This is a genomic window from Kaistia sp. 32K, from assembly GCF_016629525.1.
Taxonomy (GTDB): Bacteria; Pseudomonadota; Alphaproteobacteria; order Rhizobiales; family Kaistiaceae; genus Kaistia.
In genome coordinates this window covers 2,402,426-2,426,831 of record NZ_AP024269.1, presented here as the reverse complement: position 1 = coordinate 2,426,831, position 24,406 = coordinate 2,402,426, and the positions used below count along the sequence as shown (strand labels likewise).

Sequence of the window (24,406 nt, the reverse complement as noted above, 5' to 3'; positions counted from 1 at the left end):
CGGGCAGGATTAGAGGCAACAGGACACGGGGCCCTGTCGTTCGTGGCGGTGTGTAGCCTGCGTGCGAGATTCCGTCAAGCGAACCGGAAAAGACGAGTCTCGGAAAACGGCAGCAAAATCAATGCTTTATTGATACGGTAATATTATACCGCATCAAATCCGCATTTCCGGACGGGCTTTGAGGTCCTTTGCCGCCTTCGCGTGCTCCTGCGCGTGGTTCGATCTCCGTAAAGCATAGTGGTGAATTGAGGCGTCGCCGCGAGCCTCGCCCTTGCCCGATGTCGCGTCGCCTGCCAAGCATGGTGCGAGAGCGGGGCGCGCTGCGATCTGCGGTTGAGCGACCCGGCAGGCAGAAGATGGGGCAAGTCGTTATGTATGAAGTTTGGAAGCACCCGCTGTTCCGGGTGGGTGTGGTTGTGGTGCTCCTCGGCGCGGCGCTCGCCTTCGCGTTCCTGATCGGCGCCCAATAGTCGCAGCGCCTGAAGATCCTCCGGCCTGGCTGACTCCGCGGAATCGGCCAGGACGCGGGGAGGGGGGCTTGCACAGGCAGTCGCCTCGCCGCTTCGTCAGGCCGGGGCCTGAGCCGGCTCGTGGTGGATCAGGGCGACGAGCCCCTGTACCCGGCCGGGCGATCCGCTATGCTGCCGGCCGGATTGTGACGGGGAAGACCATATGACGACGACAGGCCTCGCACCAAGGCTCAGCATCGTGACGCTCGGCGTCGCCAACGTGCCGAAAGCCCGCGCATTCTACGAGGCGCTCGGCTGGCAGGCGTCCTCCGCCAGCCAGGAAGCGATCACCTTTTTCCAGCTTTCCGGCGTGGTGCTGGCGCTGTTCCAGCGCAACGCGCTCGCCGACGACGCCCATGTGGCGCCGGCGGGCGACGGATTCCGCGCCGTGACGCTGGCGCACAATGTCGGCAGCGAGGCGGAAGTCGATGCCGCGCTGGCGCATGCCGTTGCCTGCGGAGCCCGCATCGTGAAGGAAGCGACAAAGGTCTTCTGGGGCGGCTATTCCGGTTATTTCGCGGATCTGGATGGTCATCTCTGGGAAGTGGCCTACAATCCATTCCTGCCATTCGACGAGGCGGGACGCCCCGTTCTTCCTGGACCGCAGTCATGAAGACGCTTTTCCTCGCCACCGCCGCCTGCGCGGCAATGCTCCTCTCGACGCCGGCTGCCTTTTCCGCCGATCCGGAGCCGAAGCCCTATGAGGCGCTCTCCGTCACCTATGACACCTCCGGAACCGATGATCCGGAGCTGGCGGCCCTGGTGGAGACGCTGAAGAAGGCGATCGAGGTCGGCGACGTCGCGACGCTGAAGGCGAGCGCGGCGCCAGAGGTGAAGATCTATTCGCCGATGATCGGCTTCCCCGACGCGACGCCGCCCGCGGCCTTGTCCGATCCGGAAAAGCGGCCCGGCGGCGACCGGCTCGACAATGCGGCGGCGCTGACGGCGACGGGCGATGTCGACTATAGCCGCGAGGACCTTGACGGCCTCGTGGTGGACCTGTTCGGCAACGCGCTGGACCAGGGCACGCTGGGGCACTCGAAGACGGCCAACGGCGCCATCTGTTCGCCGGCCGAGCCGGTCTTCGATCGCGACAAGGCGCTCGCCGTGGCGGACGCGGCCGGTGTGCCGGCTAGCAATCTCTGGATCCTGTCGGAGAGCACGGAATTCCGTGACAAGCCGAACGAGACGGCGGCGGTGCTCGCGACCTTGCCCGAAGACACGATCGTGCCCTTCCTGGAAGGGTCGGTCGAAGGCGAGGACGGCAGCGCGGACTGGTATTCGGTGGCACTGCCCTCCGGAAAGACCGGCTACGCGACGAACGACATCTCGCGCGGCTTCCAGGCGACCAGCGTCTGCTATGGCAAAGTCGACGGGAAATGGGCCGTGACGGCCGTGATCGTTCCGGGGCTCTGACGGCATGAACCACGATCGCTACGAGGATGCCTATCTCCGCGAGATCCTGCAGGAGACGCGGACCATCGCGGTGATCGGCGCCAGCCCCAACGCGACCCGGCCGAGCCATGGCGTGCTCGGCTATCTGACGGCCTCGGGCTACGAGACCTATCCGATCCATCCCGGCATCGCCGGCCGCGAGCTGTTCGGCCGGATGGTCTATGCGCGGCTCGCCGATGTTCCGGTGCCGATCGACATGGTCGACGTCTTCCGCAATGCCGCCGCCATCGGCGGCGTCGTCGACGAGGTTTTGGCGCTGCCGGTCCTGCCGAAGGTCGTGTGGCTTCAGCTCGGTATCCGCAACGATGCCGAGGCGGCCCGTCTGGAGGCGCATGGCATTCGCGTCGTGATGGACCGTTGCCCGGCGATCGAGCGTCCGCGCCTGATCGGCTGAGGCGGCTGCCGGCCAGCCGGCCGGATGGATTTTGCCGTGTCGCGAAATGCGCCGCTCGGGCGGGATCGCGGCGGCTCACCGTTGCAGACGGCCGTCAGCGGATGGCCGAAGACGATCCCGATATGAAGACAATCCTGAAATGAGGATGGAGGAGATCAAAATGTCCGAAGACAGGCTGCCCGGTTTCGCAACGCTTGCCGTCCATGCCGGCGCGCAACCCGATCCGACCACCGGCGCTCGCATCACCCCGATCTACCAGACGACCTCCTTCGTCTTCGACGATGTCGACCATGCGGCGTCGCTGTTCGGCCTGCAGGCCTTCGGCAACATCTATACCCGCATCACCAACCCGACCACGGCCGTGCTCGAGGAGCGCATCGCGGCGCTCGAAGGCGGCACCGCCGCGCTCGCGGTCGCGTCCGGCCATGCCGCGCAGCTGCTCGTCTTCCACACGCTGCTGCAGCCCGGTGACGAGTTCATCGCCTCGTCGAAGCTCTATGGCGGCTCGATCAACCAGTTCAACCATTCGTTCAAGAGCTTCGGCTGGAACGTCGTCTGGGCTGATCCCGATGACATCGGCTCGTTCGAGCGGGCGATCACGCCGAAGACCAAGGCGATCTTCATCGAATCGATCGCCAATCCCGGCGGTATCGTCATCGACATCGCCGCCATCGCCGCGGTCGCCAAGCGCGCCGGCGTGCCGCTGATCGTCGACAACACGCTGGCGACGCCCTACCTCTGCAAGCCGTTCGAGCATGGCGCCGACATCGTCGTGCACTCGCTGACCAAGTTCCTCGGCGGCCACGGCAATTCGATGGGCGGCGTGATTGTCGACGGTGGTCGCTTCAACTGGACGCGCGAGTCGCGCTATCCGAAGCTGTCGCAGCCGCTGCCGGAATATAACGGCGTCGTGCTGGCCGAGACCTTCGGCAATTTCGCTTTCGCGATCGCCTGCCGCGTGCTTGGCCTGCGCGATCTCGGCCCGGCGATCTCGCCGCAGAACTCGTTCCTGATCCTGACCGGCATCGAGACGCTGCCGCTGCGCATGCAGAGGCATTCGGACAATGCGCGCGCCGTGGCGGAATTCCTGATCGACCATCCGGCCGTCGCCTGGGTCAGCTATGCCGGCCTGCCGGGCGACCGCTACCACAATCTGGCCCGCCGCTATGTGCCGAAGGGAGCCGGCGCGGTGCTGACCTTTGGTCTCAAGGGCGGCTATGACGCCGGCGTCAAGGTCGTCTCGACGGTGAAGCTGTTCTCGCATCTCGCCAATATCGGCGACACGCGTTCGCTGATCATCCATCCCGCTTCGACCACGCACCGCCAGCTGAGCGATGCGCAGAAGGTTGTTGCCGGAGCCGGCCCCGACGTCGTCCGCCTGTCGGTCGGCATCGAGGACAAGGAAGACATCATCGCCGATCTGGAGCAGGCGCTCGCCGGCACCTGATCCGCGGTCTTTCGGGTAGACCCTAACCCTCTCCCGCACGCGGGAGAGGGAGGCGGCCTTGCCGGTCGATCCGCTGTGCTTTTTGCTGCGCTACCGATTTGCTGGCGTATTCGCGGCGGGCGCGCTCGTCATGAAGCGCGCCTGCCCAAAGCCCTCGCCCGCTTGCGGGAGAGGGTTGGGTGAGGGCTCTTCCTTCGGCGTGAATCGTCTGCGATCGCTACGCCGTCACCTTCACATAGCTTCCCGGTGCATCCTCGATCGGCTTGACCTTGCGGCCGCCGACGACGCGCGCCTTGACCCGGCGGTCGTCCTGCGCCGCGATCCAGGCCTGCCAGTGCGGCCACCAGGAGCCCGGATGTTCCTCGGCCCGGGCAAGCCAGGCGTCGAAGCCGTCGCCATGCGGGGCGGGGCCGGTCCAGTACTGGTATTTGCCGCGTGACGGCGGGTTGATGACGCCGGCGATGTGGCCCGATCCGGAAAGCACGAAGGTGACCGGGCCGCCGAAGAAGGACGAGCCGTAGAAGACGGAGCGCGGCGGGGCGATGTGGTCGTCGCGGGTCGCCAGATTGTAGACGGGGATCGTGATGTCGCCGAGCGACAGCGGCTTGCCGTCGACGGCAAGTTCGCCCTCGGCCAGCTTGTTGTCGAGATAACAGTTGCGCAGATAGAAGGAATGGTTCGCCGCCGGCATCCGCGTGGCGTCGGAATTCCAGTAGAGCAGGTCGAACGGGATCGGTTCCTTGCCGCGGAAATAGTTGTTCACGACATAGGACCAGATCAGTTCGTTCGAGCGCAGCATATTGAAGGAGGCGGTCATGTTCTTCCCCTCCAGATAGCCGCGCACGCTCATCTTCTTCTCGACCGCCTCGATCTGCTCCTCGTCGATGAAGACCTTCAGATCGCCGGCATGGGTGAAATCCACCTGCGTCGCGAACAATGTCGCCGAAGCGATGCGTGTGTCGCCGACGCTGGCCATATAGGCGAGCGCATAGGAGAGCAGGGTGCCGCCGACGCAGTAGCCGATGGCGTTGACCTCGGCTTCGCCGGTGACCTTCCCGATCGCGTCGAGCGATTCGAGGATGCCCTCGCGCATGTAGTGCTCGAAGCTCTTCTCCGCCTGTGCCTCGCCCGGATTGATCCAGGAGATGACGAAGACGGTGTGGCCCTGCTCGACCGCCCATTTGACGAAGGATTTTTCCGGGGTGAGGTCGAGGATGTAGAACTTGTTGATCCAGGGCGGCACGATCAGCAGCGGCCGCTTCAGGACATCCTTGGTCGCCGCCTTGTACTGGATCAGCTGGCAGACGTCGTTCTGCAGGATGACCTTGCCGGGCGAGAGCGCCAGGTTCTTGCCGATGGCGAAATGCGAGGTGTCGGACTGGCGGATGCGCAGTTCGCCGTCGCCGGCCTGGATGTCCTCGGCCAGCATGTCCATGCCGCGCACGAGGTTCTCGGCGCTCGAATCGAGCGTGTCGCGCAGGATCTCCGGGTTTGTGAACAGGAAGTTCGACGGCGCCACCGCATTGGCGATCTGGCGGACATAGAAGCCGGCCTTGAGGCGGACATGCGGATCGAGATCGACCGCGCCCTCGACCATCTCCTCGGCCCAGCGCGCGGTGATCAGGTAGAACTGCTTCAGGAAGTCGAAGAACTGATTCTCCGACCATTGCGGGTCCTTGAAGCGCTTGTCGCGCGGATCCGCCTCGATGACCGGCGCGACGGCAACGCCGGACATGCGCTGCATCATGCTCGTCCACAGCGCGAAATATTTCGCATAAAGCTTTGATTGCGCTTGTATGCTGCGGCCGGGCTCCGCCGTCCAGTATTCGACGACCTTGGCCAGCGTGCGGACGACCTCGGCGATTTCGTCGGTGGTGTCAGACGAAAGCCGGCCATCCTCGCGGGATTTCAGGAAGGCGTTCGCCGCCCGCGTCATGCCCTCGATCACGCGGGCGATGTTCTGGGCGAATTTCTCGGGATCTTTGACGACGAGGCTGATCGGGGTGCCGCTGGCGGTGTCTCGGGTATTGTTGCCGGATCTGTCGTTGGCCATCGTTTCTCCGAACGCCATTATGTCGTCGGCCAAGCTGCGCTTTCCCCGACGCGCAGAGTGTAATAGCTTCGCGCGCAGAGCGATACGATGCGCTCTTCGTCAGCGCACTTACCACGCACTTGCCATATGAGTTCACCATGAAACCGACCGGAATCAAGCGGTGTCGCCCCGTATCGCTCCTTGCTACGCTGGCGCTCGCCGTCACGCTGGCCGGCTGTTCGCAGATTTCCAAGACGTTTGATACGACGCCGGATCCGGAACTCGAGCGTGCGGGCGTCTTTCCGAACATCAACGTCGCCGGCGGCCAGCCGCCGGGCAAGCTGATGAACGCGGACGAGCTCAGTAAGGCGACGGCCGGCCTGAAGGCGAAGGCCGGCAACAACGATCCTGCCACCGCCGAGGCGGCGCGCAAGGCGAGCGAGGCATCGAACGCGGCTCTCGAGAAGACCGCGGCCACGCATGCGAAGAAAGCATTGTCCGAGATACAGGATCGATGTGGCGAACCGGGCGCCGACGCCACGAAATGCCCTCAATAAGGGTGCTTCCTTAGATTGCGGTTCGGTGTAGAACCGCCCTGCGTCAGGTGAGACGCATAACGACTATCCAGGAAAGATGGATTCGGAGCGATGAGCGAGTTCCACAGCGTGCGGCGTCTGCCGCAATACGTCTTTGAGCAGGTCAACCGGCTTAAGGCGAGCGCTCGAGCCGCCGGCGCCGATATCATCGATCTCGGCATGGGCAACCCCGATCTTCCGACGCCCGCCCACATCGTCCAGAAGCTTGCGGAAACCGCGAGCCGTCCCGACGTGCACGGCTACTCGGCGTCGCGCGGCATCAACGGGCTGCGCAAGGCGCAGGCCGCCTATTACGAGCGCCGTTTCGGCGTGAAGCTCGATCCCAATACGCAGATCGTCGCGACGATCGGCTCGAAGGAAGGCTTCGCCAACATGGCGCAGGCGATCACGGCGCCCGGCGACGTGATTCTGGTGCCCAATCCCAGCTATCCGATCCACGCCTTCGGCTTCCTGATGGCCGGCGGCGTGATTCGCTCGGTTCCGGTCGAGCCGGGTCCGGAGTTCTTCCACGCGATGGAACGCGCGGTGATCCATTCGATCCCGAAGCCGCTCGCCGTGGTGCTCTGCTATCCGTCGAACCCGACGGCGCATGTCGCGGATCTCGATTTCTATCGCGATGTCGTGGCCTTCGCCCGCAAGCATGAGCTCTTCGTCCTGTCGGATCTCGCCTATTCCGAGATCTATTTCGACGATGTGCCGCCGTCTTCCGTGTTGCAGGTGCCGGGCGCCATGGATGTCTGCGTCGAGTTCACCTCGATGTCGAAGACCTATTCGATGGCCGGATGGCGCATGGGCTTCGCGGTCGGCAACGAGCGCCTGATCGCCGCGCTGTCGCGGGTGAAGTCCTATCTCGACTACGGCGCCTACACGCCGATCCAGGTGGCGGCGACCGCGGCGCTGAACGGCCCGCAGGACTGCATCGAGGAGATGCGGCAGACCTACAAGCATCGTCGCGATGTTCTCGTCGACAGCTTCAGCCGCGCCGGCTGGGATATTCCGGCGCCGCGCGCCAGCATGTTCGCCTGGGTGCCGATTCCGGACGCCTTCAAGTCGATGGGCAGCCTGGAATTCGCGAAGCTTCTCATCGAGAAGGCCGATGTCGCGGTCGCTCCCGGCGTCGGCTTCGGCGAGCATGGCGACGAGTATGTCCGCATCGCGCTCGTGGAGAACGAGCAGCGGATCCGCCAGGCCGCGCGGAATGTCCGTCGCTTCCTTGAAACGGCGGACAAAACGTTGCACAACGTCGTCCCGATCAGCAGCGCCCGGCGGTGAGCCGGGCCCCTCTGGGGCGAATTTATGAACAATGCACTTCGCTTGGGCGTCGCCGGTCTTGGCACGGTTGGCGCGTCCCTGCTGCGTCTGACGCAGCGCCATGCCAATGAACTGGCTCTGCGCTGCGGTCGGCCCGTCACCGTCACGGCCGTCACGGCCCGCGATCGCTATCGCGATCGCGGCGTCGATCTCTCCACCGTGGCCTGGTTCGAGGATCCGGTCGCGCTGGCGAAGTCCGCCGATATCGACGTCTTCGTCGAGCTGATGGGCGGGTCGGACGGATCGGCAGCCGAATCGGTTCGGGCCGCCCTCGATGCTGGCAAGCACGTCGTCACGGCCAACAAGGCGCTGCTCGCCAAGCATGGCACCGAGCTCGCGCGCCGCGCCGAGGCGAAGGGCGTTTCGCTGAATTTCGAGGCCGCCGCCGCCGGTGGCATTCCGATCATCAAGACGCTGCGCGAGTCGCTCGCCGGTAACACGGTCGGCCGCGTCTATGGCATCCTGAACGGCACCTGCAATTACATCCTGACGCGCATGGAGCGCGAGGGCCTCGCCTTTGACGCCTGCCTCGCCGAAGCGCAGCGTCTCGGCTATGCCGAGGCCGACCCGACTTTCGATGTCGACGGCTTCGACACGGCGCACAAGCTGTCGCTTTTGACCGCGATCGCCTTCGGCACCGAGATCAACGCTGACGCCATCTATGTCGAGGGCATCCGCTCGATCACCACGGCGGATATCGAAGCGGCGGACGAGCTGGGTTACCGGATCAAGCTTCTCGGCGTCGCCACCCGCACCGAAAGCGGCATCGAGCAGCGCGTGCATCCGACCATGGTGCCGAAATCCTCGCCGATCGCGCGGGTCGATGGCGTCACCAACGCGGTCGCCGTCGAAGCCGATTTCGTCGGCAGGCTCGTGCTAGCCGGTCCTGGGGCCGGCGGCGATGCGACGGCTTCGGCCGTGATGAGCGACATCGCGGATCTGGCGCGCGGCGACGTGGTCGGAACCTTCGGCCGTCCCGCCCATCTGCTCAAGCCGTACCAGCAGGCCGGCATGCGCGCGCATGAGGGCGGCTACTACATCCGCCTGGCCGTCTATGACCGCCCCGGCGCCTTCGCTTCGATCGCCAAGCGTATGGCGGAGAACAACATTTCGCTGGAATCGATCGTCCAGCGCCGCCGCGCTCCCAAGGCGGACGCTCCCGAACATCCGCGCCCCCTCGAGCCGCAACCGGTCATACTCATCACGTATGATACGACCGAGGCTCAGGTGAAGGAGGCGCTCGACCAGATTACGGCAGACGGTCATATTGCGGAGCGACCGCAGATGATACGAATTGAACAACTGGCCTGAAAGCGGAGCACCACACATGGCGACGACTGGAAATGCGAAGGCGGCGGGTCTCGACCGTATCCTCACGCTTGAGTTGGTGCGCGTGACCGAACGCGCCGCTGTCGCGGCTGCGCGCTGGCGCGGCCGGGGCGACGAAATGGCCGCCGACCAGGCCGCCGTCGACGCCATGCGCCGCGAACTCAACCGCCTGCCGATCGAAGGCACGGTCGTGATCGGCGAGGGCGAGCGCGACGAAGCGCCGATGCTCTACATCGGCGAAAACGTCGGCAAGGGCTCCGGTCCGCGCGTCGACATCGCCCTCGACCCGCTCGAAGGCACGACGATCTGCGCCAAGAACCAGCCGAATTCGCTGGCCGTGATCGCGATCGCCGAGGGCGGCAGCCTGCTCTACGCGCCCGACGTCTACATGCAGAAGATCGCCATCGGCCCGGGCTACGCCAAGGGCATCGTCGATCTCGACGCCTCGCCGATGGAAAACATCCGCGCGCTCGCATCCGCCAAGGGCGTACCGGTCAACGAGATCACCGCCTGCATCCTCGACCGTCCGCGCCATGCCAAGCTGATCGAGGACGTGCGCGCCACCGGCGCCGCGCTCCGCCTGATCGGTGACGGCGACGTCGCCGGCGTGATCCACACGACCAATCCGGACGAGACCGGCATCGACATCTATCTCGGCATCGGCGGCGCCCCCGAAGGCGTTCTCGCCGCGGCGGCGCTTCGCTGCATCGGCGGCCAGATGCAGGGCCGTCTCGTGACCCAGTCCGACGCCCAGCGCGAGCGCGCGGCCAAGATGGGCGTGCAGGATTTCGACAAGAAGTTCACCCATGACGAGATGGCCAAGGGCGATGTGCTGTTCGCCGCGACCGGCGTCACCGACGGCAATTTGCTCTCGGGCGTCCGCTTCGCGCGCAACGGCGAGATCACTACGGACACCGTCGTGATGCGTTCGTCCTCGGGCACCGTCCGCTGGATCAAGGCGACGCACCGCGACCTCGAGAAGTTCGAAAACGAGGGCTGAGCCCGTCTCCATGAGCATGCCATCCAGCGACGCACGGCGCGCCTTTCTCGGCGTGGAAGGGTCCGTGACCGGGCGCCGCTGGACCGAACGGGTCGATGCGAATGCGAGCCTGGCGGCGACCGCCATGGCGCAGCGCCATGAGATCCCAGAGCTCGTCGCCCGCGTGCTTGCCGGGCGGGGCGTCGCGATCGACGACGCGGCGCATTTCCTCGATCCGAGCCTGCGCCGGCTGATGCCGGATCCTTCCGTGCTCACCGACATGGACGCGGCAGCGGCGCGCATCGCCGACGCCGTCGAGGCCGGCGAGCATGTCGCGATCTTCGGCGACTACGACGTCGACGGCGCCACCTCCTCGGCGCTGCTCGCCCGGTTCCTGCGCTCCCAGGGCGTCGAGACCCGGATCTACATCCCCGACCGCATTTTTGAGGGCTACGGCCCCAATCCGGACGCCATCCGCACGCTGGTGGAAGAGGGCGCCAACCTCATCGTCACCGTCGACTGCGGCTCGACCAGTCATGAGGCGCTGGGCGTCGCCCGCGATCTCGGCCGGCTCGCCGTGGTGCTCGATCACCACCAGATGGGCGCGGAACTGCCGCCGGCGCTGGCCGTGGTCAATCCGAACCGGCAGGACGATCTCTCCGGCCTCGGCTATCTCGCGGCCGTTGGCGTCACCTTCCTCGCCGTCGTCGCCACCAATCGCGAACTCAGGAAACGCGGCTGGTACGGCCCGACGCGGCCCGAGCCGGACCTGCTGCAATGGCTCGATCTCGTCGCGCTCGGCACCGTCTGCGACGTCGTTCCGCTGGTCGGCCTGAACCGGGCTTTCGTGACCAAGGGGCTGCTGGCGGTGCGCCGGCGCGCCAATCCGGGGCTAGCCGCCCTGTCGCTCGCGGCCCGCATCGACGTGCCCGTCGCGCCCTATCATCTCGGTTTCCTGCTCGGGCCCCGCATCAATGCCGGCGGCCGGATCGGCGACGCGGCGCTGGGCGCGCGGCTGCTGTCGCTGGACGACGCGGCCGAGGCCGAGCGGATTGCGGTCGAGCTCGACGATCTGAACAAGCAGCGCCAAGCCATTGAAACCTCGATGCTCGAGGAGGCGGTCGCGGAAGCCGATGCCGAGATCGGCTCGGGCGAGGGGCCTGCCGTCATCGTCACGGCGAGCGATCGCTGGCATCCGGGCATCGTCGGTTTGATCGCGGCGCGGCTCAAGGAGCGCTTCCGCCGGCCGGCCTTCGCCATCGCGCTGATGCCGAACGGCACCGGCACCGGATCGGGCCGCTCCGTCTCCGGCGTCGACCTTGGCGCGCTCGTGCGCTGCGCCGTCGAGGCCGGGTTGCTGGTCAAGGGCGGTGGCCACGCCATGGCGGCCGGCCTGACGATCGAGCCGGCGAAATTCGCGGAATTCCGCGCTTTCCTGGAAGCCCGCGCCGCCGAGGCGTCGCGGCAGGCGCGGCAGGCGGACCAGCTTCTCGTCGACGGCGCGCTGACGGCGCGGGCCGCGACGCCCGATTTCATCGAGCGGGTCGAGCAGGCCGGGCCCTTCGGGGCCGGGCATGCCGAGCCGGTCTTCGCGCTGCCGGCGCATTTCGTCAACTATGCGGACACGGTCGGCAATGGCCATGTCCGGGTCACGCTTTCCGGCGGCGACCAGAATCTCAAGGCAATCGCCTTCCGCGCCGCCGAGAATGACCTCGGCCGCACCTTGCTCGCCTCGCGCGGCCGGCCGCTGCATGTCGCCGGCACGTTGAGCATCGATCATTGGCAGGGCCGCAAGCAGGCGAGCTTCCGCATCCTCGACGTCGCGCAGCCCCAGCCGCTGCGTTAACGCGTTAGCGGCCCGTCAGCCTCTCGTTACCCCCTTCACCTGCTTGCCTTCGCAGTGGCTGCCCCATCGTTGATGCAGCACAATGTCCCGCGTCCATTGGCGGGGCAAACCGGGCGGTCCTTGCTGCGGTGGCAAAGGACCTTGCCTTGTAATTTTAGCTATGGTGAAATATTGCAGCGTCGGGCAAAAACGGCGGGGAGAGGCGGCATGACCAGCGATCCCTTGAAGGTTGGGGTGAAGATCCGGGAAGCGCGCAAGCAGCGGCGATTGACGCTGCAGCGGGTCGCGGAGGCGACGGGATTGTCGATCGGCTTTCTGAGCCAGGTCGAGCGGGACATCACCACCCCGTCGCTGTCGTCCCTGGTGACGATCGCCAAGGTGCTGGATCTTCCGGTCAGCGCATTCCTGCACCAGCCGGAGATCCCGAACGCGGTGTCGCGGCGGGAGGGCAGGGATTCCTACGCCATCAACCCGGCGTGGATCTCCTACGAACGTTTGTCGACGACGTTTCCGGGGCAGATGCTGAACGCGGTCAAGATGAACGTGCCGCCACGCTATCTGTCGGAGACGACGGCGCATGAGGGGGAGGAGATCGTCTATGTGCTGAGCGGCACCATCCGCTACGTCATAGACGACACGAATTTCGACTTGAAGGCCGGCGACACGCTGCACTTCTCGGCCCAGCGGCCGCATCGGGTGCAGAACCCGACCGACCAGATCGCCGAGGTGCTTTCCGTCGGCACGCAACAGCTTTTCGGGGATCCGGCGCGTCACGGCGGTTTATCCCCGGTCGGAAAAGAAGCCCGCAAGGGACGCAATACCAAGGCCGTGAGCGCCATGGCAGAGGGTGAAAAAGAGGTAATTCGATGAACAGCTTCCGCGCGACGCTGCTGATGGCGGCGCTTTCCACGACCATTCTGGCGGCGGCCCCGGCATTTGCCGAGACGGTGCTGCGCCTGGACGAGGTGCCGATCGGCGAGCTCGATCCGGCCAAGGCTTCCGACTACGCCGACTCGATCCTGATGTTCAACGTCTATGATACGCTGGTCACGCCCTCCGCCGGCAAGCCCGGCATGGAGCCGCTGCTGGCCGCGAGCTGGACGGTCGACGGCAATGTCTACACCTTCACGCTGCGCGACGACGTCAAGTTCCATTCCGGCAACCCGCTGACCGCCGAGGACGTCGTCTATTCCTACGACCGTATGATCGCGCTGGGGCAGGGCTTCTCGCACCTCTTCGCCGAGAGCGTCGACAAGGTAGAGGCTACCGATCCGAAGACCGTCAAGTTCACGCTGAAGGGGCCGTTCTCGCCGTTCCTGGCGTCGCTCGTCCGCCTGCCGGTGGTCGATTCCAAGCTCGCCCGCTCGCATCAGGCCGACGGCAAGTACGGCGCGTTCGGTGACTATTCGGAAGCCTGGCTGTCGGCCAACGACGCGGGCTCGGGCGCCTATGTCGTCGTGAGCCAGAACCCGCAGTCGGAAACGGTGATGGCCAAGTTCCCTGGCTATTTCCTCGGCGCGACGCCGAAGTCGCCTGACAAGGTCCGCTTCCGCTACGGCCTCGAAGCGTCGACCGTCCGCGCCCTGCTCTCCAAGGGCGAGCATGACATCGCCTCGCAGTGGCTGCCGCCCGAGGTCGCCAAGGCGCTCGCCGCCGACGACAAGATGCAGCTCCTGACCGAGACCGGCACCAACGTCTTCTACGTCAAGCTCAACACGGCGAAGGCGCCGCTCGACGACGTCCATTGCCGCCGCGCGCTGACCTATGCGTTCGACTACGCGACCGCGCACAAGATGATCGCCGTGACCGACAAGGTCTCGCTCGGCAATCCGGCCAACGGTCCGATCCCGCACGGCATGCTCGGCTCCTCGACCACGGTGCCGAACTATGCGCAGGACATGGAGAAGGCCAAGGCCGAGCTGGCGCAGTGCAAGTACAAGCCGGGTGATACGCCGCTCGAGATCTCCTGGATCGCCGAAGTGCCGCTCGAGGAGCGCTTCGCGCTTCTGATGCAGGCGAACTTCTCGCAGCTCGGCTTCAAGCCGGTCGTGAAGCGCGTGCCGTGGGCGCTGTTCACCGAGATGGTGACGAAGCCGGAGACAACGCCGAACATCTCGCAGATCTCCAACAGCGCGACGACGCCGGATCCGGATTCGCTGCTCTTCAACACCTACCATTCGTCGGCGAAGGGCACCTGGCAGTCGCCGGAATATCTGGAGGACGCCGAGGTCGACAAGCTGCTCGAGGCCGGCCGCGCCGAGACGGATCACGAGAAGCGCCAGAAGATCTACGAGGATCTGAGCCAGCGCCTGCGCGATCTCGCCCCGACGATCTACGCCTATGACCAGGTCGCGGTGTTCCCGGCGCGCAAGGCGGTCACGGTGCCGGCGCTCTCGGACGACGCGCACCGCTTCGCGCTCTCCGCCTACGGCTTCACCTTCCGCGATATGGAAATGGCGGAGTAGGGCGGCTCTCGATCCAATCTCGTCGTGGGCGCGTCTATCGATCGCGCCCACGTCTCCCTCTCCGTCCGGGACAGAACACGTTTTCTCCGGGCGGGGCGCGACCCTTCACCTCTCCCTGAGGGAGAGGTCGGAGCGAAGCTCCGGGTGAGGGTTTAGGGAACTATCCGGTGAGGCCGTAAACCCTCACCCGCCGGCCTTCGGCCGTCGACCTCTCCCTCAGGGCGAGGTGAAGGAAGGAGCCTCAGCCGGTTGGCCGAGGCGTCGAGACGGCTGTTCGGTTTCTCAACATGACGAAGCCGGCATCGCACAAAGCTCTCCCTCAGGGAGAGGTGAAGAGCAGGGCCCCAGCGAACGGGTAGCAATGTCGAACATCCTCAGATCCCTCCTGCATCGGCTTGGCGCCGCCCTGATCGTGATGATCGGCATCTCGATGCTGATCTTCGCCATCGCGCGGGTGATGCCGGGTGATCCGGCCCGCATCGCGCTCGGTCCGAACGCTACGGCCGAGCAGGTCGCCGCACTCCGGCTGGAGCGTCATCTCGATGCGCCGCTGCCGGTGCAGTACTGGGAGTTCGTCAAGTCGGTCGCCAAGGGCGATCTCGGCACGTCGCTCTATACCAACCGTCCGGTGACGACCGACATCGCGCAGTTCCTGCCGGCGACGCTGGAGCTGGTCTTCGTCTCCGGCATCCTGATGGTGCTGATCGGTCTGCCGATCGGCATTCTCTCGGCGCATTACCGGGGGCGCTTCCCCGACCATGTCGGCCGGCTGATCTCGCTGCTCGGCGTCTGCACGCCGGCCTTCGTCTGGGGCGTCATCCTGCAGCTGGTGCTCGGCTATTTCTGGGGCTGGTTCCCGATCGAGGGGCAGCTCAGCCAGTCGGTCGCCGCCGCGCCCGCCGTCACGGGCTTCATCCTCGTCGACATGGCGATCGCGGGCAACGGCGCCGGCTTCCTCGACGCGCTGCATCACCTGATCCTGCCGGCGCTGGCGCTGGCCATGTCCGGCCTCGGCCAGACGGCGCGGCTGACGCGCTCGAACATGAACGAGGTCTATGAGCGGCCCTATGTCGAGATGGCGCGCGCCTATGGCTTTCCCGGCCGGCGGATCGCCACGCGCTATGCTTTCCGGCCGGCGCTGATCCCGACGCTCACTATCCTTGGCCTCGAATTCGCGGCCATGCTCGGCAACGCCTTTCTGGTCGAGAAGGTATTCGGCTGGCCCGGCCTGTCGCGCTACGGCGTCGAGGTGATCCTGCGCAAGGATCTCGATGCCATCGTCGGCACCGTGCTGGTGATCGCGGCCGCCTTCCTGATCGTCAACATCATCGTCGACATCCTGGTCAACATCATCAATCCGCGCATCCGTCTCGCGGCGGGGAGGGCCTGACATGTCGGAACCCGATAGCCCCGTCATGGCCGCTCGCACGCGCGGCCGCTCCAGGGCCTGGGCGGCGTTCAGCTCGGACCCGCTCTCGCTGGTCGGCCTCGTCCTCGTCGTGGCGATCGTGCTGCTCGCGATCTTCGCGCCCTTCGTCACGCCCTATCCGGACCATGTCGGGCCGACCGGCGATTTCACGGCGATGACGGCGGCGCCGAGTGGCGCCTTCTGGTTCGGCACCGACATGATCGGCCGCGACCTCTTCACCCGCATCATCTACGGCTACCGCCTGTCGCTGATCATGGCGATCGTGGTGCTGGCCATCGCGACGCCGATCGGCGTCATCGTCGGGCTCGTCGCCGGCTACAAGGGCGGCTGGACCGACTACATCCTGATGCGGATCACCGACGTGTTCCTCGCCGTGCCGCCGCTGGTGCTCGCCATGGCGATCATGGGCTTCCTGGAGCCGACGCTCTTGAACGGCATGCTGGCGATCACCGCCATGTGGTGGCCCTGGTATGCGCGGCTCATCTACAACGTCACCCGCGCCGAGGCGCAGGAGGGCTATGTGCTGGCCGCCGAGACGGTCGGCGCCTCGACCGCGCATATCCTGTTCCGCGAGATCCTGCCGAATTGCTGGCCGTCCATTCTGACCAAGATGACGCTCGACGTCGGCTTCGTCATCCTGATGGCGTCGTCGCTCTCCTTCCTCGGCCTCGGCGTGCAGCCGCCGACGCCAGATCTCGGCTCGATGGTCGCAGATGGCGCCAAGTACATGCCGGATGCCTGGTGGCTGACGGTGTTCCCGGCGATCGCCATCCTGCTCGTCGTGCTCGGCTTCAACCTGGTCGGCGACGGCCTGCGCGAAGCCTTCGAGGCGGAGGGCTGAGATGCAAGCGACCAACACCCAGAAGTCCGTCTTGACGATCCGCGACCTGCGCCTCGCCTTCGGCGACCGCCGCAATGTCACCGAGGTTCTGCACGGCATCTCGCTGCATATCCGCGCCGGCGAGAAGGTCGCGCTTGTCGGCGAGTCCGGCTCCGGCAAGTCGGTGACGGCGCGCCTCGCCATGGGGCTGCTGCAGGACCAGAAGCGCACGCATGTCGCGGGGCATATCTGGTTCGACGGCATCGACGCGGCGAAGGGTGGCAAGGAGATCGCCAAGCGGCGCGGAAATCGCGTCGCCATGATCTTCCAGGATCCGACCTCGGCGCTGAACCCGACCTTCAAGATCCGCGGCCAGTTCCGCGACGTGCTGCGCTCTGGCGATCGCTCGATCGCCAAGGCCGAGGCCGACCGTCGCGCCGAGGCGGCGCTCGCCGAGGTCTCGATCCCGGATCCGAAGCGGGCGCTCGATTCCTACGCGTTCCAGCTTTCCGGCGGCATGAACCAGCGCGTCATGATCGCCATGGCGCTGGCGAACCGGCCGCAGCTCCTGATCGCCGACGAGCCGGGCACGGCGCTCGACGTGACGGTGCAGGCGCAGACGCTGAAGCTGATGCATGAGATGACCGAGCGGACCGGCACCTCGGTGCTGTTGATCTCGCACAATCTCGGTGTGGTGCGCGAATTCGCCGACCGCGTCTACGTCATCTATCGCGGCCGCATCGTCGAGCACGGCACGACGGCGCAGCTCTTCAACGATCCGCGCCATCCCTATACGCGGGCGCTGCTCTCGGCGATCCCGAAGATCTCGGGCGGCGGCCTGCCGGACCTGCCGGAACGCAGCCCCGATTTCGAGAAGCCGCTCTTCGTGCATGCGGGCTGCGGCGAGCCGACGGAGGCCTTCGCATGACCCGCGACCTGCGCGAGCCGATCCTCGAACTCGATCATATCGGCAAGACGTTTTCCGCCGACGGCCACAGCGTCGCGGCGCTCTCGGACGTCTCGATCGCCTTCGAGCGCGGCGAATGCCACGCCATCGTCGGCGAGAGCGGCTCCGGCAAGACGACGCTCGCCAATCTGGTGCTGGGCCTGCTCGGCGCGACGTCGGGCGCGATCCGCTTCAACGGCAAGCCCCTCGAACGCAGCCGGACGCGCGAGCAGAAGCGGGCGATCCAGCTCGTGCAGCAGAACCCGCTCTCGGCGTTGAATCCGCGCCGCAGCGTCGGGGCCTCGATCCGCCTGCCGCTCGACGTGCACGACCTCGGCCGCAGCGCCGATCGCAACGGCCGCGTCGCGTCGCTGCTGGAGGAGGTGGGGCTCGAAGCGTCGCACGCCCGCCGCTCGCCGCGCGGCCTTTCCGGCGGCCAGCGCCAGCGCATCGCGATTGCCCGCGCGCTCGCCTGCGAACCGGAATTGCTGGTGCTCGACGAGCCGACCTCGGCGCTCGACGTGCTGGTGCAGGCACGCGTGCTCCAGCTGCTGCAGCGCCTGCGCCAGGAGCGCGGGCTGACCTACCTCTTCATCACGCATGACCTCGCGGTCGTGCGGGCGATCGCCGACCGGGTGAGCGTGTTCCAGAAGGGACGCCTCGTCGAGACGGGCCCGGTCGAGGCCATCTTCTCCGATCCGAAGAGCGCGTATACGCGCGAGCTGATCGGAGCCATTCCCGTCGTTACGGAGGCCGAGGCAGCGCTGCGCGCCGCCATCCGGGTCGGAACGGAAGTTCCCGCCGGGGCCGAATAGGAAGGATCTGAGAATGAGCACTACTGCAGAGCGGCAGGCCGATCCCGTGGCGGATCGCGCGGCGTGGGACGATCTCATCACGGCGCTCGGCGCCGGCGACCAGCCGACCGCGACGCTCGCCAAGGTCGAGGAACTCTACCAGCGCGAAGTCGGCGCGATCATCTTCACCGTGATGAACGCCGACATCGCCTCCGGCATGTCGCGCCGGCTCTATTCCAACCATCCGGTCGAGTATCCGACCTCCGGCTACAAGCAGTCGGCCGCAGGCAAGTGGAACGACCTCGTGATCGGCGAGAAGAAGCCCTATGTCGCCAACTCGATCGAGGAGATCGCCACGGTCTTCCACGACTACGAGCTGATCGAGCAGCTCGGCTGCGGCTCCTGCATCAACGTGCCCGTCGTGTTCGACGACGAGGTGATCGGCACCATCAACATCCTCGACAAGACCGGCGCCTACACGCCCGAGAAGGTCGAGCGCGCCATGGCGCTGCGCCCCTTCGCGGCGATCGGCATCCTGGCCGCCACCGTGACCGAGCAGGCATCGCAGCTCGTCGAGGGAAAGAACTGACATGAGCGACAAGACGATCCGCGTCGCGACCGACGTCGGCGGCACCTTCACCGACCTCGTCTATTTCGAGACGGATACCGCTACGGGCCGCCAGACCGTCCGCACCGCGAAATCCGACACGACGCCGCCGAATTTCGAGCAGGGCGTCCTGAACGTGCTCGCCAAGGCCGAGGTCGACCCGGCCGACATCGCCTTCTTCGCGCATGGCACCACCGTCGTCATCAACGCACTGACCGAGCGCAAGGGCGCCAGGACGGCGCTGATCACGACCGAGGGCTTTCGCGACGTGCTGGAGATCGCGCGCGGCAACCGGCCCGATTTCTTCAACCTTCAATATGTGAAGCCGCAGCCCTTCGTGCCGCGCTATCTCTGCCGCGAGGTTCCGGGCCGCATCGCCTATACGGGCGAGGAGCGCAGCCCGCTCGATCTCTCGGGCCTGCCGGCGATCCTCGAGGATTTCCGCGCCGAGGGCGTCGAGGCGATCGCGATCTGCCTGCTGCATTCCTATGCCGATCCCCGGCACGAGCAGGCGGTCGCCGCCGAGGTCCGCAGGCTCTGGCCGGAGGTCTCGGTCGTCGCCTCGCACCAGATCACCCGCGAATGGCGCGAATATGAGCGCGCCTCGACGGCGGTGCTCTCGGCCTATGTGCAGCCGGTGGCCAGCCGCTATCTCGGCCGGCTCGAGGACGGGCTCGCCTCGAAGGAATTCGGCGGCCAGCTCTACGTGATGCAGTCGAACTGCGGCGTCGATACGCTGTCGGCGACGCGCGAGATCCCGATCACCATGGTCGAGAGCGGCCCGGCGTCGGGCTTCTGGGGCGCGGCGGAGCTCGGCCGCATCCTCGGCGAGAAGAACGTGCTGGCGCTCGACATCGGCGGCACCACGGCGAAGTGCTCGCTGATCGAGAACGGCCATGTGAAGATCATGACCGACTACTGGATCGAGCGCGACCGCACCGCGTCCGGCTATCCGATCATGGTGCCGGTGGTCGATCTCGTCGAGATCGGCAATGGCGGCGGCTCGATCGCCTGGGTCGACGATTTCGGCAAGCTGCATGTCGGCCCGCAATCGGCCGGCGCGATGCCGGGCCCGGCGGCTTACGCGCGCGGCGGCACGCAGGCGACGACGACCGATGCAAACCTCGCTCTCGGCCGCATCGACAAGGACTATTTCTGCGGCGGCACCATCACGGCCGACATGCAGGCGGTCGACGGCGCGCTGAATTCGCTCGCGGAAAAACTCGGGCTTTCGCCGATCGAGGCGGCGCGCGGTATCATCCGCATCGCCAACAACAACATGATCAACGCGCTGAAGCTGGTCTCGCTCAACCGTGGCCATGATCCGCGCGACTTCACGCTCGTCGCCTTCGGCGGCGGCGGCGCGATGCACGCGGTGGCGCTCGCCACCGAGCTCGGCATGAAGAAGGTCGTCATCCCGCGCGGCGCCTCGGTGTTCTCGGCCTGGGGCATGATGATGTCGGATCTGCGCCGCGATCTCTTCGTGTCGAGGCTGATCGAGCCGGGCGCCGGCCGCGTCGCCGCGCTGGAAGCCCTGCTGCACGAGACAAAGCTCCGCGCCGCCGAGCAGTTCGCTCGAGAAGGCGTCGCGGGCGACAAGGTGAAGCTCGTTCCCTTCATCAAGTGCCGCTACCAGAACCAGGAGCACGCGGTCGAGGTCGAGTTCGAGGGCCATGCCGTCGACGCCGCGGCGATCGACGCGATGATCGACCGGTTCCATACGGCCTATGAGCGCGAATACACCTATCGCCTCGACGCGCCGGTGGAGATCGTCGGCCTGCATCTCGTCGCTTCCGCCGAAGTCGGCAAGCTCGAGATGAACGCGCTGCCGACGACGGGGGCGACGCTCGATCAGGCGGTGAAGAGCCGCCGCGACGTCGACTATGCGCTCGAAGGCGTGCACGAGGCGACGATCTACGACCTCGCCAAGCTGGAGCCCGGAATGCGCTTCAGCGGCCCGGCGATCCTCGAGGATTCCGGCACGACCGTGGTGATCCACCCCGGCAACCGCGTTTCCATCGACGCCTATGGCAACACCCACATCGAACTGGGGGCCTGACATGAGCACTCCGCACCACGATCCCGTCACCTTCGACATCATCCAGAACTCGCTGCAGGCGATCTCGGACGAGATGTTCGCGGCGATGCGCAAGACGGCGATGAGCGCGATCATCTACGAGGTGCTCGACATGGGCACCGGCATCTGCGCCGCCGACGGCGAGATCGCATCCTCTGGGGCCGGCATCCCGTCCTTCATCGGCGTGCTCGACAAGGCGGCGAAGGCGATTTTGCGCAAGCATCCGATCGCCTCGATCCATCCGGGCGACGTCTTCGCCACCAACGACCCGTTCTATGGCGGCGTGACGCATCTGAACGACATGGTTCTGGTGATGCCGGTCTTCGCCGACGGCGAGATCGTCGCCTGGACCGCGAATATCGCGCACTGGAATGACGTCGGCGGCATGGTGCCGGGCTCGATGTCGACCGACGCCAAGGAGATCTTCCAGGAAGGTCTCCGCGTTCCGGCGATCAAGATCATCGAGAAGGGCGTGCCGAACCAGTCCGTCATGGACCTGATGACGGTGAACTCCCGCCTTCCGGCCTACCTGAAGGGCGACATGTGGGCGGCGATCGCGGCGGTCCGCATCGGCGAGAAGCGCATCCTCGATCTCGTCGCCAAATACGGCAAGGCGACCTTCATCGCCGCCATGAAGCACTTCATGGATTATGGCGAGCAGGTCACGCTGAAGGCGCTCAAGGAACTGCCGAAGGGCAAGTTCTCCTTCGCCGAGGAGCAGGACAGCGGCCAGATCTACAAGGTGACGGTCGAGATCACCGACGATGAATTCATCGTCGACCTGACAGACAATCCCGATCAGACGCTGACGCCGAGCAATGCCAGCCGCGATGGCGTCGTCGTCTCGTGCCAGATGGCGATCAAGGCGATCACCGACGTCAGCGCGCCGGCGAATGGCGGCTCGTTCCGTCCGCTCGTCGTCAAGACCCGGCCGGGCTCGATCTTCGACGCGCAGGAGCCGGCGGCGCACGGCTTCTACTACGAGGTCGAGATCCGCGTCTTCGACCTGATCCTGCGCTGCCTGGCGCAGCACCTGCCGGAAAAGCTCTCCGCCGGCAGCTTCGCCTCGATCTGCGGCACCGTGCTCGGCGGACCGCATCCGGACACCGGCCGCCACTTCACCATCGTCGAGCCCGAGCTCGGCGGCTGGGGCGGAATGCCCGGCCGCGACGGCAACAACGCGATCTTCTCCGGCTTCCACGGCGAGACCTTCAACTGCCCGGCCGAGATCGCCGAGGCCCGCTACGGCCTCTATGTCGACCAGCTGGCGCTGAACCCGGAAGAGGGCGGCGAGGGCCAGTGGCGCGGGGGGCGGGGTATCCGCATGGACTACCGCGTCCGCGCCGACGGCAACTTCCTCACCTGCGGCTACACCCGCTCGAAGATCATGCCCTGGGGCATGGAAGGCGGCCATGACGGCACCGGGAACCACGTCGACGTCATCAAGACCGACGGCAGCCGCAAGCGCTATGCCTTCGCGACCGGCGTCGAGCTCAACAAGGGCGACATCGTCCGCGTCGTTACCGGCAATGGCGGCGGCTACGGCGATCCCAGCAAACGCCCCCGCGCCGCCGTGCTCGAAGACATCAAGAACGGCTACCTGAGCGCCGAGCGCGCCAAGGCTATCTACGGCGTCGACATCTGACGTCTGGCAGCGGGCGCCGCGCGTGTGTTGGCTGCGCGGCGCCCGGTTCGCATAAGGCTTGGTTGCCGTGGCCGACCCACGCCCCGCCGGCGAGGGCGGGGAGAGGTGGGAGCTCAATCGGGCGGCTTCTCGCATTGCGCCAGCTTCCGGCACGGAGCCTGGAGACGCCACCCATCCACTTCAAGGTCTTCGATTGCTAGCGAAACTTACTTGTGCCGCGAAGCAAGTATTTGTCTGGAAAAGCTGCGCGGTGTGCGTCGTGAAATGTCACGCCTGCGTCCGGTAACTTTAGTGTGACGATCGCGCTTGTTATCGGACGGCGCGTTCCAATCGCACTATTTTGCCGGCTGGGGGCTCTAGGAGAGGATGCCCTGACCATGACACGTCATTTGCTAAGTGCATTTGCATCTCTGTGTATTGTCTTGGCCGTCCCAGCCATGGCCAAGGAAATCGACGCTTCGAAATTGACCTGCAAGGAGGTTGGCGCCATGGCGCCTGCCAGGATTGCTGGCGTCGCCATGTGGATGAGCGGCTATGTCCACGGCAAGGCCGGCAATGCCATGATCGACACCGAGAAGTCGCATGCCAATGCAGAGAAGATCGTCGCCTATTGCAAGAGCAACGCCAGCGCGACGCTGGCGAGCGCGGTAGACGCGGTGTTCAAATAGCAGCGCAAGGGGGCGGTCTTCGGGCCGCCCTTCTTCATTTCGTTCGGTCCCGCGCTCCGGCGGCATCCGGGGCCAATGCGGCTGTGGCGACTCCTCGTCCTGATGCAATCGGCGACCAATTCCCCGCACTTCGGCTGAATGGATCCCGGATCTCCGCTTCGCTACGTCCGGGATGACGGCGAGGGTGGGGGGTGACGCGGGCAGACACGAGACCCTTCACCTCTCCCATGGGGAGAGGTCGGAGCGAAGCTCCGGGTGAGGGGGTAGGGAACCCCCAGAACAGAGCTGCTCCGCGATGACGTCCGAGCTTTGCTTGAAACGTCACAACCCCTCACCCGCCGGCCTGCGGCCGTCGACCTCTCCCTCTGGGAGAGGTGAATTGGCGCACGCGAGCCCGTTCTATGAGCCCACGGACGCCCGGCCCACCCTCCGCCGTCATCCCTGCGAAAGCAGGGATCCATGGTGGGGCTGGATCTCGCGTCGAACGGTTAGGCTCCGCTGCCTCGAGGCCCTGACGACGGCCACACCCTCCACCGTCATCCCCGCGAAGGCGGGGATCCATGCAGCCGCGACTTTGACCGTTCCAGCCTCCCGATGCTTCGGCTGAATGGATCCCGGGTCTCGCAACGGCTCGCCCGAGATGATGGCGAGCGTGGGGAGAGGCGAAGGGAAGGCCCTCGCAGGTGCGCCTGTCCTTCTCCGGCTGACAAGCGCGGTCCGGGGGGCTATACCACGCCGCATCGATGATGAGCGGCGGAGTGGACAGATGAGCGGCACGACCTTGTCGAGCGAGGGGCTGGACGTTCGTCGCCGGCGTACCCATTTCCGCTGCTGGCATCGCGGTATGCGCGAGATGGATCTGATCCTCGGCCGCTTCGCCGATGCCCATATCGCCGACCTCTCCGACAGCGAGCTCGACATCCTCGAGGCGCTGATGGAGGAGCAGGATCGCGATCTCCTGATCTGGCTGACGGGCGAGGCTCCGACGCCCGACGACGTCAATACCGCATTCTTCCAGAAGCTCGCCGCCTTCACCGGCGCCAGCCCCCGATAGGCG

21 protein-coding genes are annotated in these 24,406 nt (G+C 66.1%); 20 read left to right on the top strand and 1 reads right to left on the bottom strand.

Going from position 1 to position 24,406, the window contains the following annotated elements; all coding sequences use genetic code 11:
• Positions 1-672 precede the first annotated feature (672 nt).
• The 4 genes from K32_RS10955 (at position 673) to K32_RS10940 (ending at position 3,805) form a co-directional block, all read left to right on the top strand.
• Positions 673-1,122, top strand: coding sequence for a VOC family protein (locus tag K32_RS10955; RefSeq protein WP_201404037.1), 450 nt, complete (start codon positions 673-675; stop codon positions 1,120-1,122).
• Positions 1,119-1,925: a hypothetical protein gene (locus tag K32_RS10950; protein WP_201404036.1), complete on the top strand. Its 807-nt coding sequence runs from the start codon at positions 1,119-1,121 to the stop codon at positions 1,923-1,925. Before K32_RS10955 ends, K32_RS10950 begins: the two co-directional genes overlap by 4 nt.
• A gap of 4 nt (positions 1,926-1,929) precedes the next feature.
• On the top strand, positions 1,930-2,358 hold the full coding sequence (locus K32_RS10945; protein WP_201404035.1) for a CoA-binding protein: 429 nt from the start codon (positions 1,930-1,932) through the stop codon (positions 2,356-2,358).
• A gap of 160 nt (positions 2,359-2,518) precedes the next feature.
• Positions 2,519-3,805 (top strand): O-acetylhomoserine aminocarboxypropyltransferase, encoded by a 1,287-nt coding sequence (locus tag K32_RS10940; RefSeq protein WP_201404034.1) that lies wholly within the window; start codon positions 2,519-2,521, stop codon positions 3,803-3,805.
• A gap of 217 nt (positions 3,806-4,022) precedes the next feature.
• Here the strand turns inward: K32_RS10940 and K32_RS10935 are convergent, their stop codons facing one another.
• On the bottom strand, positions 4,023-5,858 hold the full coding sequence (locus K32_RS10935; protein WP_201404033.1) for an alpha/beta hydrolase: 1,836 nt from the start codon (positions 5,856-5,858) through the stop codon (positions 4,023-4,025).
• Positions 5,859-5,995: 137 nt separating this feature from the next.
• Here K32_RS10935 and K32_RS10930 point away from each other — a divergent pair, with 137 nt between their 5' ends.
• The 16 genes from K32_RS10930 to K32_RS10855 all read left to right on the top strand — a co-directional run bounded on the left by K32_RS10930 (position 5,996) and on the right by K32_RS10855 (position 24,403).
• Entirely contained in the window at positions 5,996-6,394 is a 399-nt protein-coding gene (locus K32_RS10930; RefSeq protein WP_201404032.1) for a hypothetical protein, read from the top strand.
• A gap of 90 nt (positions 6,395-6,484) precedes the next feature.
• The gene (locus K32_RS10925) at positions 6,485-7,705 is read left to right on the top strand and encodes an LL-diaminopimelate aminotransferase (protein ID WP_201404031.1); all 1,221 of its coding nucleotides are present in this window, start codon (positions 6,485-6,487) and stop codon (positions 7,703-7,705) included.
• Between the two features lie 24 nt (positions 7,706-7,729).
• Positions 7,730-9,055, top strand: coding sequence for a homoserine dehydrogenase (locus K32_RS10920; protein WP_201404030.1), 1,326 nt, complete (start codon positions 7,730-7,732; stop codon positions 9,053-9,055).
• 16 nt (positions 9,056-9,071) lie between these two features.
• On the top strand, positions 9,072-10,073 hold the full coding sequence (gene glpX, locus K32_RS10915; protein ID WP_201404029.1) for a class II fructose-bisphosphatase: 1,002 nt from the start codon (positions 9,072-9,074) through the stop codon (positions 10,071-10,073).
• Between the two features lie 10 nt (positions 10,074-10,083).
• A complete protein-coding gene (gene recJ / locus K32_RS10910) occupies positions 10,084-11,898 on the top strand; it encodes a single-stranded-DNA-specific exonuclease RecJ (RefSeq protein WP_201404028.1) in 1,815 nt (604 codons plus the stop codon).
• A 207-nt stretch (positions 11,899-12,105) separates the two neighbouring features.
• Positions 12,106-12,768 carry a cupin domain-containing protein gene (locus K32_RS10905; RefSeq protein ID WP_201404027.1) on the top strand — a complete coding sequence of 221 codons (663 nt, stop codon included), beginning with the start codon at positions 12,106-12,108 and terminating at the stop codon, positions 12,766-12,768.
• On the top strand, positions 12,765-14,363 hold the full coding sequence (locus K32_RS10900) for an ABC transporter substrate-binding protein (RefSeq protein WP_201404026.1): 1,599 nt from the start codon (positions 12,765-12,767) through the stop codon (positions 14,361-14,363). The genes K32_RS10905 and K32_RS10900 overlap by 4 nt, the downstream gene beginning before the upstream one ends.
• Before the next feature lie 361 nt (positions 14,364-14,724).
• Entirely contained in the window at positions 14,725-15,753 is a 1,029-nt protein-coding gene (locus K32_RS10895; RefSeq protein ID WP_201404025.1) for an ABC transporter permease, read from the top strand.
• 1 nt (position 15,754) lies between these two features.
• Entirely contained in the window at positions 15,755-16,633 is an 879-nt protein-coding gene (locus tag K32_RS10890; protein WP_244669936.1) for an ABC transporter permease, read from the top strand.
• A 1-nt stretch (position 16,634) separates the two neighbouring features.
• Positions 16,635-17,540 (top strand): ABC transporter ATP-binding protein, encoded by a 906-nt coding sequence (locus K32_RS10885; protein ID WP_201404024.1) that lies wholly within the window; start codon positions 16,635-16,637, stop codon positions 17,538-17,540.
• A complete protein-coding gene (locus K32_RS10880) occupies positions 17,537-18,373 on the top strand; it encodes an ABC transporter ATP-binding protein (protein WP_201404023.1) in 837 nt (278 codons plus the stop codon). Before K32_RS10885 ends, K32_RS10880 begins: the two co-directional genes overlap by 4 nt.
• A 13-nt stretch (positions 18,374-18,386) precedes the next feature.
• Entirely contained in the window at positions 18,387-18,941 is a 555-nt protein-coding gene (locus tag K32_RS10875; protein ID WP_201404022.1) for a GAF domain-containing protein, read from the top strand.
• A 1-nt stretch (position 18,942) separates the two neighbouring features.
• A complete protein-coding gene (locus K32_RS10870) occupies positions 18,943-21,018 on the top strand; it encodes a hydantoinase/oxoprolinase family protein (RefSeq protein ID WP_201404021.1) in 2,076 nt (691 codons plus the stop codon).
• 1 nt (position 21,019) lies between these two features.
• Entirely contained in the window at positions 21,020-22,681 is a 1,662-nt protein-coding gene (locus K32_RS10865; RefSeq protein ID WP_201404020.1) for a hydantoinase B/oxoprolinase family protein, read from the top strand.
• Between the two features lie 377 nt (positions 22,682-23,058).
• Positions 23,059-23,349, top strand: coding sequence for an HdeA/HdeB family chaperone (locus K32_RS10860; protein ID WP_201404019.1), 291 nt, complete (start codon positions 23,059-23,061; stop codon positions 23,347-23,349).
• A 766-nt stretch (positions 23,350-24,115) separates the two neighbouring features.
• A complete protein-coding gene (locus K32_RS10855) occupies positions 24,116-24,403 on the top strand; it encodes a succinate dehydrogenase assembly factor 2 (RefSeq protein ID WP_201404018.1) in 288 nt (95 codons plus the stop codon).
• The last annotated feature ends 3 nt before the right edge of the window (positions 24,404-24,406 follow it).